This window comes from Limosilactobacillus vaginalis, from assembly GCF_025311515.1.
In the GTDB taxonomy this organism is placed as follows: domain Bacteria; phylum Bacillota; class Bacilli; order Lactobacillales; family Lactobacillaceae; genus Limosilactobacillus; species Limosilactobacillus vaginalis.
The window spans coordinates 1,481,928-1,496,292 of record NZ_CP104399.1; the positions used below are offsets into that span (position 1 = coordinate 1,481,928).

Sequence of the window (14,365 nt, forward strand, 5' to 3'; positions counted from 1 at the left end):
CTACTCTCTTTCATAAACCCTTTTACCAGCAACATAAACACTTTGAATATCTTGTTGTTCGGTTTGATACATTAATCGCTGAAAAACATCAGCAATTGATAGTTTCATTAATGGCTGATGTCCATTGACAATCTGAAAGTCAGCTTGAAAGCCTGGAGCAATTTTCCCAACCTTTAGTTGAAGAGCTTTAGCCCCGCCAACAGTCGCCAAGTAAAATGCATTTGCCATTGTTATTCGTGAGTCTTTAACACCACGAGTTGCCGTTGCTAGCGAACTATCAACCCCATCCGTAAGCATCTGTGAAGACTTAATTGCTTGCCGAATATTATGGTAAAGACTTGGCGAATAGCCCCCTGAAATATCGCTCCCTAAGCCAACGCTGTTTCCATAGGCTAACAATTTTTTAACCGCTAAAACCCCATTCCCAAAATAAACATTTGAAATTGGGCAATGGGCAATCGTGGTTCCTCTTTGGCGAAGGGTCGTTAAGTCATCACTAGTTAGCTGGGTTCCATGAGCCATTACTGATTTTTCTGTTAATAGGTGAAAATGATCCATTACAGCCGTATCATGAATGCCAAATCGCTTAATTGCGTATCCATGTTCCCAATTACTTTCACTTAAATGAGACTGAACCGGTAAATCATACTGTTTGGCAAGCTGACCAAGACCAGTTAATGCTTCGTCCGTACAGCTCGGCACAAACCGTGGTGTAATAACCGGAACCACTGTTGATGAAGTCTTCTTTGCTAATTCAAATATCTCTTTAATAAATTGCTCCGTTGCATGAAGAGCACTTACCGATGATTGGTTGCGATAATAATCCGGTGTTTGTTCCGGATTATCCATGACAACTTGGCCAACAAACGCACGTAAGCCTTGTGTAACAGATTGACGTGCTAATTCTACATTAGCATCGTTATGAATCGTCCCAAACATCATTGCAGTAGTAGTACCATGACTAAGCAATTGATGGACAAAATCTTGATAAACACGACGAGCATAGTGAGAATCGGCAAACTTAGCTTCTAACGGAAAAGTATAGTGATTCAACCAATCGGCCAACGGTAATTCAAGTGCTAATCCTGCTTGAGGCCATTGTGGAGCATGGACATGAAGATCAATGAAACCTGGTAATAAGTATTGGTTAGGCTTTAACTCAATTAATCGCCCCGCTTGTCGAGCATCATTTAGTATTTGTGAATACTCAGCATCAACTGGCGACAATGTTCGTGTTATGGTTCCACTACGATCAATACAAATTAAATGATCTTCATGGAATTCTACTTCATTCACATTTTTAGATGTAAAGTAAGTTCCGTGAATAACGATGTTCTCCATCAAATTATTTCCTTTCAATAAATTTGTATCATTAGCTTAACACGAACTATTTTAAATGTAAATACTTAATAATTCGTTTTTATTTAAAGGATAGGAAAAGGGCCTGAAGACTAATTCGTCTTCAGGCCCCTTCTAAGGTTAATTAACAATAATGATTAGTTATTGCCGCTTTCCTTAATGATCTTTTCTTGAACTGACTTAGGAACAGCTGAGTAATGATCGAAAGTCATAGTGAAGGTACCACGACCCTGGGTAGCAGAACGAAGGGCAGTAGCATAACCGAACATTTCTGAAAGTGGAACAAATGAGTGGATTTGTTGAGCGTTACCACGTTCTTCCATACCATCAATGGTACCACGACGAGCAGTAACTTGACCCATAACGTCACCCATGTTTTCTTCAGGAACAACGATGTCAACCTTCATAATAGGTTCGAGGATAACTGGATCTGCTTTCTTAGCAGCGTTCTTTAATGCAAGTGATGCAGCAACCTTGAAGGCGGCTTCACTAGAGTCGACTTCGTGGTAACTACCATCGTAAAGCTTAGCGTGCATATCAACAAGTGGGTAGCCTGCTAATACACCGTTTTGCATAGCTTCCTTCAAACCTTGTTCAACGGCAGGAATGAATTCACGAGGAACAACACCACCAACAATGGCATCTTCGAATTCAAAGCCCTTACCTTCTTCAAGTGGTGTGAATTCGATCCATACATCACCGTATTGACCTTTACCACCAGATTGACGAACAAACTTACCTTGTGCAGATACCTTCTTAGTAAATGCTTCACGGTAGGAAACTTGTGGCTTACCAACAGTAACTTCGGCGTGGAATTCACGACGGAGACGTTCAACAATGATGTCCAAGTGAAGTTCACCCATTCCGGCGATCAAAGTTTCACCAGTTTCTGGGTTAGTTTCAGCCTTAAAGGTTGGATCTTCTTCAGCCAACTTTTGGAGACCCTTGTCCATCTTGTCTTGGTCAGCCTTTGACTTAGGTTCAACAGAAACTTGGATAACTGGGTCAGGGAAGTCCATTGATTCAAGTTGAAGTGGGTGATCAGGATCAGTTAATGAATCACCAGTAGTAGTGTTCTTCAAACCAATAGCAGCAGCAATATCACCAGAGAATACTTCTGGAATTTCGTGTTGTTGGTTGGAGTGCATTTGAAGCAAACGACCAATCCGTTCACGCTTGTCCTTAGTTGCGTTAAGAACGTATGAACCTGATTGAAGTGAACCAGTGTAAACCCGTAAGAATGTTAAACGACCAACGAATGGGTCAGTAGCAATCTTAAATGCCAAAGCAGCAAATGGCTTGTTATCACCGGCAGTCAATTCAACTTCATTACCATCAGCATCGTGAGCAACGAATGGCTTAACATCAAGTGGTGATGGTAAGTAATCAATAACAGCATCAAGCATCATTTGGATACCCTTATCCTTATAAGCTGAACCAGCTAATACAGGGAAGAGTTTTTGTTCCAAAGTACCCTTACGAATAGCAGCCTTAATTTCGTCAACGGAAATTTCGTCACCTTCAAGGTACTTTTCCATGATGTTGTCATCAATGTCAGCTAAGGTTTCGATCAAGGCATCGTGACGCTTTTGTGCTTCTTCCTTCATGTCATCAGGAATATCAACAGTGTCCCAGTTAGTACCAAGCTTATCTTCGTCATAAACATAAGCAACCATCTTAACCAAGTCAACAACACCAGAGAAAGTATCTTCGGCACCAATTGGCATTTGGATTGGTAATGGGGTAACGTTCAAACGATCCTTAATAGTTTGAACTGAGTAGTCAAAGTTGGCACCAACTTTGTCCATCTTGTTAGCAAACACAATCCGTGGAACGTTAAAGTCATCAGCTTGACGCCAAACAGTTTCGGTTTGTGGTTCAACCCCGGCTTGGGCATCAAGAACAGTTACGGCACCATCAAGAACCCGAAGTGCACGTTCAACTTCGACAGTGAAGTCCACGTGTCCTGGGGTATCGATAATGTTAATCCGGTAATCCTTCCAAACGGCAGTAGTGGCTGCGGAAGTGATAGTGATACCACGTTCCTTTTCTTCATCCATCCAGTCCATTTGTGAAGCACCATCGTGGGTTTCACCAATCTTGTGAATCTTACCAGTGTAGTAAAGAATCCGTTCAGTGGCAGTCGTCTTACCGGCATCGATGTGGGCCATGATACCGATGTTACGAGTCTTGTCAAGAGGGTATTCACGTTTGTTAGCCATCTTAAAAGTGTATCTCCTTCCAGAATATGGTTATTTCAAAATCAAACTTTATTTAGAAAAAGGGATGACGGTTATTCAAATAATCTACGTCACCCCTATATTGTAACTGGTTAGACAACCGGTTTCAATTCGCAGTGATTACCAGCGGTAGTGTGCGAAAGCACGGTTGGCTTCAGCCATACGGTGAGTATCTTCACGCTTCTTAACTGAGGCACCAGTGTTGTTTGAAGCATCGATGATTTCACGTGCAAGACGTTCAACCATTGTGTGTTCACCACGCAACCGTGCGTATTGAACAATCCAACGAAGACCTAAAGTGGTCCGACGTTCTGGACGAACTTCGATTGGAACTTGGTAGTTTGAACCACCAACACGACGAGCCTTAACTTCAAGAACAGGCATAACGTTTTCCATAGCTTGTTCGAAAACTTCTACAGGGTTGTTACCTGTTTCATTCTTAATTTCATCAAATGCTGCATACAAAATCTTAGTAGCAGTTCCGCGCTTACCATCGATCATCAAGTGGTCAATCAAGCTGGTAACCAACTTTGAGTTGTACATTGGATCTGGTAAAATTTCACGCTTTTGTACATGTCCTTTACGTGGCATTACTTAATCCCTCCTAATATTTTACTTCTTGTCCTTAGGCTTCTTGGTACCGTACTTAGAACGTGATTGCATCCGTCCTTCAACACCGGCAGTATCAAGAGTACCACGAACGATGTGGTAACGAACCCCAGGCAAATCCTTAACACGACCACCACGAATTAAAACAACTGAGTGTTCTTGGAGGTTGTGACCAATACCAGGGATGTAAGCAGTAACTTCAATCAAGTTTGAAAGACGTACACGAGCGTACTTCCGCAAAGCTGAGTTAGGCTTCTTAGGTGTCATAGTACCGACACGGGTAGCAACTCCACGCTTTTGTGGTGATGGAGTCTTAATTTCTTCCTTCTTAAATGTGTTGTAAACATATCCAAGAGCTGGTGACTTTGACTTGCCCTTGTGGCTCTTCCGGCCTTTACGTACCAATTGGTTAATGGTTGGCATAATTTTTCCCCTTCCTAGTTTTAAGTCCACACATCCAGGTGGTTCTTTTTCATGAATAAAAAAAGTGCTTGGATGTTATTAAATTATGTGCCTTCGTTGACGCAAAGTCTGCCCAACGACAGACACCGACGTTGCTATAAAAAGCACCTTTAATAGACTATCACGGTCTTCTGTTAATGTCAACGAGGTCTTGTTAACTTTTCTAAAGATCATTTCGTGATTTTTACGTTATGGATCTATAGAGACAGTTTCTGGAGATGATACTAATGTTTTTTACATTTATTAATTGTGCCATTCTTACTACCCTGGCTTCTTTTGTTACCCTCTGTGGTCAGCGGCAGCTTAATAACCAATTGCCATGGTCGCCAAAGCATTCTGTTTGTGATAATTGCCATCATCCTCTCAGTTGGTGGCAACTTATTCCCATCCTGGGCTTTATCATTCAACGGGGACATTGCCATTGGTGTGACGCCAAGATTTCACCATTCTTTCCGTTATCAGAACTCACGATTATTCTCGTCACGGCTTGGACGTTCACTTCCTCCTGGTACCATAACCTGATCTTTGCCATTGTTATTCTTACACTTTTATACCTTTCAACAACCGATTTCGTTAGCCAGGTAATCTACCCAATCGCATTAATTGGGTTGCTTCCCCTTCTTTTAGTTCTTCCCCGCCAATCATTACCAATCGGCAAAGTCACGGTTGAGTTAGTTATAATCGGACTCTTTCTTTTGGGATTACAGCATATTACCAAGGGGCTGGGAACAGGCGATATTGAATTCATCCTTGTAACCGACTTAATAGGGGGCTGGGAATTAACAGCACAAATTGTTTTAATTGGCTGCCTGCTAACACTAATTCCAGCCCTAATAAAAAGGAACAGCAAGGTGCCCCTCATTCCTGGATTAGCGCTTGGCTTCATCCTGAGGCTGCTTTTCTGTTCCGACTAGTGTCTCGTCTTCTGTTGAATTATTTTTTATTTTAACAAGAAATAGCTGTTCGCCATATTGAGCAAGGTTTTCAATATTTTGTAGTAACAGCAATAACCAAGAAAATGAAAGAGCAAATTCGATCAGTTCAAATGCCGTTAACGACAAATAATTAGCCAGTTTAAAGACAATATATTCTGCTCCCATTACCGCCCCAATCACGTAAGAAGTGACTAAGAATTGTCTGGTAACTTCTGGAAGAATCCAGCGAATAGCAACAATCAAAATTAACATAATATAAACTAACCACATTGAAATTCGGTCATGCAGAACATGAAATTTGGGATCGTTAGGGAATAAGCCAATTGCTGCGATACAAGCTGCTTCACCATACAATAGCCACCGTAACAATTGAGTTTTAATTCCCGGATACTTTTGTTGGAGATTAACAAAAAGATAATCAACTAACGCCATCATTAGTAGTCCCGAAAATATTAAGGTCACGTTAAACTGTAAGTTCGCTGAGTTTTGTGAGGTTCCCAAAAAGCTAAAGTTATATTTCCACCAATCGCGAGTGGAATTAGTTAACATCGAAAATAGCATTCCGCCAATGATCATTATCGTCAACAAGTTAGTAATAATTGCCGAAGAGAGGGTTAACGCAAGATTAATTGTCAAGTAATTAATAGCGGCAATAATCACAAAAACAAAGGTTGTCGAAGTATAAATATCGAATCGAGCATCTGTAAATAGCTTCTCTAATAACCAGAAAAAGGCTGAAAATGAAAAGGCAATAATTAATCCATAAGCAATTGTAATTACTGGTAAGCTTCGCCAATAAATATTTCTCGTTGGCCCATTATTTTGCAATTTTGTGACAATAAAGGTAATCACAAAAACAAGCAAGCCGCTTACCAAGCTTAATAGCATCGAACCATAAGCAATCGAATAGTCACCAGTAATTGGGACTGTCTTCATGTGCTGGTTACGGCAGAAAGCAAAAAAGACAATTGTTAAAACCAATGCTGGCAAAATATACCAATACAATCTAATTTTTGGCAACTGATCTGTTACTCGTGACGGCCTAATCGTAATTTCATTATGGTTAACATTTAGTTCTAGTTGTTCATTTGCTATGAATCCCGTTTTCTTCATTGCAGATTCCGGAATCTCAATAGTATATTTCTTTGACATTTTCTCTCCCAAAAATAACGAAGAACCATAGCCCCTTAGCCATAGTTCCCCTACCTATCGTTCTTCTTCATTATTTAAAATAGCAAAAAGGACCATGACAATCAAGTCATAGTCCTTCTTATGGGATTAAGCTAATTAATTTTGCTTGTCTTCTTCCTTCATCTTAGCTTCTAAATCTTTGATGGAATAAGCAGCAACATTAACTTCTTTTGGCTTAATGTTCCGGTACGTACTCATACCAGTACCTGCTGGAATGATCTTACCGATAATAACATTTTCCTTCAAACCAACTAATGGGTCATTCTTACCACGAATAGCAGCATCAGTCAGGACACGAGTAGTTTCCTGGAATGAAGCAGCTGATAAGAAACTGTTAGTTTCAAGGGCAGCCTTGGTAATTCCTAAGATAACTGGACGAGCAGTAGCTGGAATATTACCGGCTACTAATGTCTTGTAGTTAGCATCACGGAATTGACCAATGTCCATTAATTGTCCTGGCAACATATCTGTGTCACCTGGATCCATGACACGAACCTTCCGCATCATTTGACGAATCATGATTTCAACGTGCTTATCTAACAGATCGATCCCCTGCATACGGTAAACCTTTTGAACTTCAGCAAGGAGATAAGTTTCTGTAGAAAGAACATCACGAACCCGAATCAATTCCTTAGGATCAATTGAACCTTCATTAAGAGCAGTTCCACGGTGAATAAAGTCACCTTCAGCAACCCGCATCCGTGCAGTAATTGGTAAGGTGTATGTCCGAGTATCAGTTTCACCCTTAACAGTAACATCCTTAGTCCGTTCTGCTGGATTTTCTTCGATTGATTCAACTTCACCAGTAACCTCAGTAATGGTTGCACGCCCCTTAGGATTACGTGCTTCCACAATTTCTTGAACACGAGGGAGACCTTGAGTAATATCTTCGTTACCGGCAACACCACCAGTGTGGAAGTTCCGCAAGGTCAATTGAGTACCTGGTTCACCGATTGATTGAGCGGCAACGGTACCAACTGCTTCACCGGCTTCAACCCGGTCACCAGTAGCTGCGTTTCGGCCGTAGCATCGTTCACAAACACCGTGTTCAGTGTTGCAAGTAAATGCAGAACGAATAGTAACCTTCTTAACGCCAGCATCAACGATCTTTTGTGCCATTGTTTCGTCGATTAGAACGTTCTTACCAACGATCTTCTCGCCAGTCTTTGGATCAAAGACAGACTTCATAGTGTAACGACCCATGATCCGGTCGTAAAGTGGTTCGATCATTTCGTTACCGTTTGTAATTGCAGTAACTTCAAGGCCACGGTCAGTGCCACAGTCCTTTTCACGAACAACAACATCCTGAGCAACATCAACTAACCGCCGAGTCAAGTAACCTGAGTTAGCAGTCTTCAAGGCGGTATCGGTCATTCCCTTACGAGCACCGTGAGAAGAAATGAACATTTCCAGCACTGACAAACCTTCATAGAAGTTAGAAAGAACTGGCAATTCCATAATCTTACCGTTTGGAGAAGCCATCAACCCACGCATTCCGGCAAGCTGAGTAAAGTTAGAAATGTTACCACGAGCACCTGAGTCAGACATCATGTTGATTGGATTATGGATGTCCATATGTTCAATCAACTTGTTTTGAACTTTGTCTTTTGCATCGTTCCAGATACCAATAACCCGGTCGTAACGTTCGTCATCAGTAATCAACCCACGACGGAATTGCTTGGTAACTAAGGCAACTTGCTTACGAGCCTTCTTAATAATTTCTGGCTTTTCAGGCAAGTCATGAATATCTGACATTGCGGTAGTTAAACCAGAAATAGTTGATTCGTAGTAACCAAGGTCCTTAATCCGGTCAAGGAATTGAGAAGTCTTGGTAACCTTGTATTGCTTGTAAACTTCAGCAATTAAGTCTGACAAGAAGCCCTTCTTGAATGGTGGAACTAGTGGTGCATTTTCAAGGTATTCGTTGATATCTTCACCCGGATCAAGGAAGAAGCGGTCATCAACACCCTTAGTAATGTTATCAGCAGTAGGTTCGTTAATGTAATTGAAGTCTTTAGGAAGAATCCGGTTGAACAATAACTTACCTACACTAGTTACCATGATCTTACCGCGTTGTTCATCAGTAAATGGCTTGTCAGGGAATGCTGAAACTTGTACACCAACACGAGTTTGGAGTGAAACATAGTTGTTCCGGTATGCCATTTCAGCTTCATCGGTATCCTTGAAGATCATCCCTTCACCTTCACGACCCTTATCTTCAGTGGTCATGTAGTAGTTACCGATAACCATATCCTGAGATGGAGAAACGATTGGTTCACCGTCACGAGGACTCAAAATGTGAGAAGCGGCAAGCATTAATAGCCGTGCTTCAGCTTGAGCTTCATCAGAAAGTGGTACGTGGATCGCCATCTGGTCCCCATCAAAATCGGCATTGTAAGCAGTACATACCAATGGGTGAAGACGCATTGACTTACCAGAAACCAGAATTGGTTCAAAGGCCTGGATACCTAACCGGTGCAATGTAGGGGCCCGGTTAAGAAGAACTGGGTGTTCCTTGATAACATCTTCAAGAACATCAAAGACATCATCATCACGACGGTCAATCTTCCGCTTAGCTGCCTTAACGTTAGCGGATAAACCACGCTTAACTAATTCGTGCATGATAAATGGCTTGAACAATTCAAGAGCCATTGGAACAGGAAGCCCCATTTGGTTCATTCGTAATGATGGACCAACATCAATAACTGAACGACCAGAGTAATCAACACGCTTACCAAGCAAGTTTTGACGGAAACGTCCTTGCTTCCCCTTCAGAAGGTGAGAAAGGGACTTCAATGGACGGTTACCAGGACCTGAAACAGGACGACCTCGACGGCCATTATCAATTAAGGCATCAACGGCTTCTTGGAGCATCCGTTTTTCGTTTTGAACAATGATTCCTGGAGCTTGCAACTTCAAAAGACGCTTCAAACGGTTATTCCGGTTAATAACCCGCCGGTATAAATCGTTTAAGTCAGAGGTAGCAAACCGGCCACCTTCAAGTTGAACCATTGGCCGTAAATCAGGTGGCATAACAGGAATAACATCAAGGACCATCCATTCCGGCTTATTACCAGACTTGATAAATGCTTCCAAAATATCCAAACGACGGATAGCACGAGTCCGCTTTTGACCAGTTGCTTCCTTTAGTTCTTCCTTTAATTCGGCTGCTTCCTTATTAAGGTCGACGTCTGCTAATAACTTCTTAATAGCAGCGGCTCCCATTTCAGCAGTAAAGCGGTCGCCAAATTCAGCCTTCTTGTCACGGTATTCTGCTTCAGAAAGCAATTGCTTCTTTTCAAGTGGAGTATCACCTGGATCCAAAACAACGTATGAAGCAAAGTAAATAACTTCTTCAAGTGATCGTGGACTCATGTCTAAGACAAGACCCATCCGACTTGGAATCCCCTTGAAGTACCAAATATGGGAAACCGGAGCGGCCAATTCAATGTGCCCCATCCGTTCACGACGAACCTTTGAACTAGTAACTTCAACACCACAGCGGTCACAGACACGACCCTTGTAGCGAATCCGCTTGTACTTACCACAAGCACATTCATAGTCCTTAGTTGGGCCAAAGATTCGTTCGTCAAACAGACCTTGTTTTTCTGGCTTTAAAGTCCGGTAGTTGATGGTCTCGGGCTTCTTAACTTCCCCGTAAGACCAACTACGGATCTTATCTGGTGATGCCAGGCCGATCTGCATACTTTCAAATTTATTGACATCAATCAAAGGATTTTTCCTCCTTATTTTAATAGTTTACGTTCAGCACTAAGTAAAACTAGTCTTGCTTAGTCTTGTCTTGTTCATCAGTTGTTGCAGCTGATTTATTATCGGCAGACGCTTCGTCTTTCTTTTCTTTTTCTTCAGCATTGTGCTTTGCAGCATACTTAGCTAAAGCATCAACATTAACAACTTCATCATCATCTTCATCCATGTTCTTCAATTGAACTTCATTATGGTTACCATCAAGCACCTTCATATCAAGGCCTAATGCTTGTAATTCCTTAACAAGAACCCGGAATGATTCAGGAACACCCGGCTTTGGAATTGGTTCACCATTAATGATGGCATCGTAAGTCCGAACACGACCAACAGTATCGTCTGACTTGTAAGTAAGGATTTCTTGAAGAGTGTATGCAGCACCGTAAGCTTCAAGAGCCCAAACTTCCATTTCACCGAACCGCTGACCACCAAACTGAGCTTTACCACCCAATGGCTGTTGAGTAACAAGTGAGTATGGACCAGTAGAACGAGCGTGAATCTTATCGTCAACCATGTGGGCTAACTTAAGGTAATGCATTGAACCAACGGCAATCCGGTTTTCAAATGGTTCACCTGTACGACCATCATAAAGAATTGTCTTACCGTCTTCAGGGAACCCGGATTCCTTAACAGCATCCCAAACATCCTTATCAGTAGCACCATCGAATACTGGTGTTGCCATGTGAATTCCAAGACGCTTTGCAGCCATTCCTAAGTGCAATTCAAGCAACTGTCCGATATTCATACGACTTGGCACACCCATTGGACTCAACATAATGTCGATTGGTGTACCGTCTGGCATATACGGCATATCTTCTTCAGGAACAACGATAGAAACAGTACCCTTGTTACCGTGACGACCTGACATCTTATCACCGACTTGGATCTTCCGCTTTTGGGCAATGTAAACCCGAACCATGGTGTTAACACCTGGTGAAAGTTCATCCCCATTTTCACGAGTAAAGACCTTAACGTCTTGGATAATACCGCCACCACCGTGAGGAACACGGAGAGAAGTATCACGAACTTCACGTGACTTTTCACCAAAGATAGCGTGAAGCAACCGTTCTTCAGCAGATAATTCAGTCATTCCCTTAGGAGTAACCTTACCTACTAAAATATCGCCGTCATGAACTTCAGCACCAATCCGAACAATCCCATTTTCGTCCAGATCTTTAAGTGCATCGTCACCAACGTTAGGAATTTCACGGGTCATTTCTTCAGGTCCAAGCTTAGTTTCCCGAGCTTCTGATTCGTATGACTCGATATGAATTGATGTATAAACATCATCCTTAACTAACCGTTCGCTAATTGCGATGGCATCTTCGAAGTTGTAACCTTGCCAAGTCATGAAGGCAATCAATGGATTTTGACCTAAGGCTAATTCACCTTGTTCCATTGATGGTCCATCAGCAAGAACATCATCGGCGTCTACATGTTCGCCAACTTTAACAATTGGACGTTGGTTGTAGTTTTTACCACCGTTAGAACGACGGAACTTCATTAATTTGTAAGTATCAAGAGTTCCATCTTCTTCACGAACACGAACTTCACGAGCATCAACATATTCAACTGTCCCTGACTTCTTAGCAATCATGGCCACCCCAGAGTCATGGGCTGCTTTGTAGTCAATTCCAGTACTTACTAATGGTGCATGAGGGTTCAACAACGGAACAGCTTGCCGTTGCATGTTAGCACCCATCAAGGCACGGTTAGAGTCATCGTTTTCAAGGAATGGAATACATGCGGAAGCAACGGAGACAACTTGTTTTGGAGAAACGTCCATGTAATCGACGTTCTCAACGCTCGTTTCAATGTAATCATCCTTATCACGACACATAACTTGGTCTTGAGCAAATGAACCATCATCATTCAAAGGCGTGTTGGCCTGAGCAATGATGTAGTTATCTTCTTCGTCGGCAGTTAAGTAGTCGATCTTGTCAGTAACTTTATGAGTCTTCCATGAAACACGACGGTATGGAGTTTCGATGAATCCATACTTATTAACACGAGCATATGATGAAAGACTGTTAATCAAACCAATGTTAGGACCTTCAGGAGTTTCGATTGGGCACATCCGACCATAGTGAGTATAGTGCACATCACGAACTTCATATCCGGCCCGATCACGAGTCAAACCACCAGGACCAAGGGCGGAAAGACGCCGCTTATGAGTTAATTCACCAAGCGGGTTGGTTTGGTCCATGAATTGTGACAATTGTGAAGAACCAAAGAATTCACGAATTGAAGCAACAACTGGCCGAATATTAATCAATTGTTGTGGAGTAACAGTGTCAGGATCCTGAATTGACATCCGTTCCCGAACAACCCGTTCCATCCGTGCTAACCCAATCCGGAATTGGTTTTGCAATAATTCACCAACTGAACGAATCCGCCGATTACCTAAGTGGTCAATATCGTCGGTAGTGCCGATACCTTCTTGCAAGTTGAAGAAGTAGTTCAATGAAGCAAGAATATCAGCTGGTTCAATATGCTTGTATTCCAATGGAATGTGGCCATTACCGATAATTGGAACAACTCGTTCTGGATCTTCATGGGAGTAAACCAAAACTTTTTGAAGCTTTACTGGTTCAGTAACCACGGCTTCATCAGAAGGAGTGTAGGTAATCATCTTAAAGTCGTCACGATCTAAGTATGGTTCTAACTTCTTCAATACTTCCTTGGTAACCTTGTCACCCTTTTGCGCAAGCACTTCACCAGTATCTGGATCAGCAAGGGTTTCGGCTAAGGTTTCACCAAGAAGACGGTACTTCAGCATTAACTTCTTGTTAGTCTTGTATCGACCAACAGGAGCCATATCATAACGCTTAGGATCAAAGAACCGTGCTGTCAATAGGTTCCGAGCTGAGTCCGCAGTCTTAGGTTCACCTGGACGAAGACGTTCATAGATATCCTTAAGTGCTTCTTCAACCCGAGAGTCTTCAGCATTCTTGTGAACATCCTTATCCAAAGTTAAGGATAGGGTCTCACTGTTGCCACCAAACATATCAATGATTTCATCATCTGAACCAAAGCCAAGTGCCCGGATTAATTCAGTCATTGGTAACTTACGAGTCCGGTCAATCCGAACGTAAGAAATATTCTTAGCATCAGTTTCGTATTCAAGCCAGGCACCACGGTTAGGAATAAAGGTAGCACCATAACTTGGCCGGCCGTTCTTGCCAGCTTCTTCATTGTAGTAAACACCTGGTGACCGAACTAATTGAGAAACAATAACCCGTTCAGCACCATTAATAATGAAGGTCCCTTGATCTGTCATTAATGGGAATTCACCAAAGAAAACATCTTGAGACTTAATTTCCCCAGTCTCATGGTTAGTAAGACGCAAAGTAACGTGAAGCGGTGCTGAGTAATTTGCATCATGTTCACGTGCTTCATCAACAGTATACTTAGGTTCCAAAAGTTGATAGTCAACGAATTCCAATGATAACTTCCCTTGGAAATCATCAATTGGCATAATATCATCAAACATTTCCCGTAAACCTTTATCCATGAACCACTTGTATGAGTCCGTTTGGATTTCAATCAGGTTTGGCAGCTCGAGAACTTCTTTGATTCGGGAGTAGCTACGACGGGTACGGTGCTTACCGTATTTAACTAAATGTCCGGCCAAACTGTTCACCTCTCTAATTTATTCAGTGAGTTCAAATATTACAATTTGGTTACAAATGAACTAAAATCATAATTTTGAGCAAAAAAAATCCAAAAACAGTTAAAAACTGCCTTTGGTTTTATTTACTGAACCTAATGGACAATAGATCACTAGGTTCATATGAGAACTCA

Annotated in this window: 8 protein-coding genes; 1 reads left to right on the forward strand and 7 read right to left on the reverse strand. The window is 41.9% G+C overall.

The features are described 5' to 3' along the window. From guaD to rpsL, 4 genes are all read right to left on the reverse strand, one after another. On the reverse strand, window positions 1–1,341 hold the full coding sequence (gene guaD, locus N4627_RS07510; protein WP_098045112.1) for a guanine deaminase: 1,341 nt from the start codon (window positions 1,339–1,341) through the stop codon (window positions 1–3). 155 nt (window positions 1,342–1,496) lie between these two features. Further along, the gene (gene fusA / locus N4627_RS07515) at window positions 1,497–3,581 is read right to left on the reverse strand and encodes an elongation factor G (RefSeq protein WP_003716647.1); all 2,085 of its coding nucleotides are present in this window, start codon (window positions 3,579–3,581) and stop codon (window positions 1,497–1,499) included. 138 nt (window positions 3,582–3,719) lie between these two features. Next, entirely contained in the window at window positions 3,720–4,190 is a 471-nt protein-coding gene (gene rpsG, locus N4627_RS07520) for a 30S ribosomal protein S7 (protein WP_003716646.1), read from the reverse strand. 21 nt (window positions 4,191–4,211) lie between these two features. Beyond that, window positions 4,212–4,631: a 30S ribosomal protein S12 gene (rpsL, locus tag N4627_RS07525; RefSeq protein WP_098045111.1), complete on the reverse strand. Its 420-nt coding sequence runs from the start codon at window positions 4,629–4,631 to the stop codon at window positions 4,212–4,214. A 266-nt stretch (window positions 4,632–4,897) separates the two neighbouring features. On the opposite strand from rpsL, the gene N4627_RS07530 reads away from it, so the two are divergent. Beyond that, complete coding sequence (locus N4627_RS07530; RefSeq protein ID WP_260964519.1) at window positions 4,898–5,584, forward strand: prepilin peptidase; 687 nt, start codon at window positions 4,898–4,900, stop codon at window positions 5,582–5,584. On the opposite strand, the gene N4627_RS07535 is transcribed toward N4627_RS07530, so the two are convergent. From N4627_RS07535 to rpoB, 3 genes are all read right to left on the reverse strand, one after another. Next, a complete protein-coding gene (locus N4627_RS07535; RefSeq protein ID WP_191336935.1) occupies window positions 5,540–6,757 on the reverse strand; it encodes a DUF998 domain-containing protein in 1,218 nt (405 codons plus the stop codon). The two genes, N4627_RS07530 and N4627_RS07535, sit on opposite strands and share 45 nt — an antisense overlap. A gap of 135 nt (window positions 6,758–6,892) precedes the next feature. Beyond that, window positions 6,893–10,528, reverse strand: coding sequence for a DNA-directed RNA polymerase subunit beta' (rpoC, locus tag N4627_RS07540; RefSeq protein ID WP_040530786.1), 3,636 nt, complete (start codon window positions 10,526–10,528; stop codon window positions 6,893–6,895). Between the two features lie 49 nt (window positions 10,529–10,577). Further along, the gene (gene rpoB / locus N4627_RS07545) at window positions 10,578–14,204 is read right to left on the reverse strand and encodes a DNA-directed RNA polymerase subunit beta (RefSeq protein WP_040530782.1); all 3,627 of its coding nucleotides are present in this window, start codon (window positions 14,202–14,204) and stop codon (window positions 10,578–10,580) included. Window positions 14,205–14,365: the final 161 nt, after the last annotated feature.

Bases quoted from the DNA above. Each gene is read 5' to 3' on its own strand.
- N4627_RS07530 (WP_260964519.1), top strand. From the start codon at position 4,898: ATGTTTTTTACATTTATTAATTGTGCCATTCTTACTACCCTGGCTTCT.
- rpsG (WP_003716646.1), bottom strand. From the start codon at position 4,190: ATGCCACGTAAAGGACATGTACAAAAGCGTGAAATTTTACCAGATCCA.
- rpsL (WP_098045111.1), bottom strand. From the start codon at position 4,631: ATGCCAACCATTAACCAATTGGTACGTAAAGGCCGGAAGAGCCACAAG.
- fusA (WP_003716647.1), bottom strand. From the start codon at position 3,581: ATGGCTAACAAACGTGAATACCCTCTTGACAAGACTCGTAACATCGGT.
- N4627_RS07535 (WP_191336935.1), bottom strand. From the start codon at position 6,757: ATGTCAAAGAAATATACTATTGAGATTCCGGAATCTGCAATGAAGAAA.
- guaD (WP_098045112.1), bottom strand. From the start codon at position 1,341: ATGGAGAACATCGTTATTCACGGAACTTACTTTACATCTAAAAATGTG.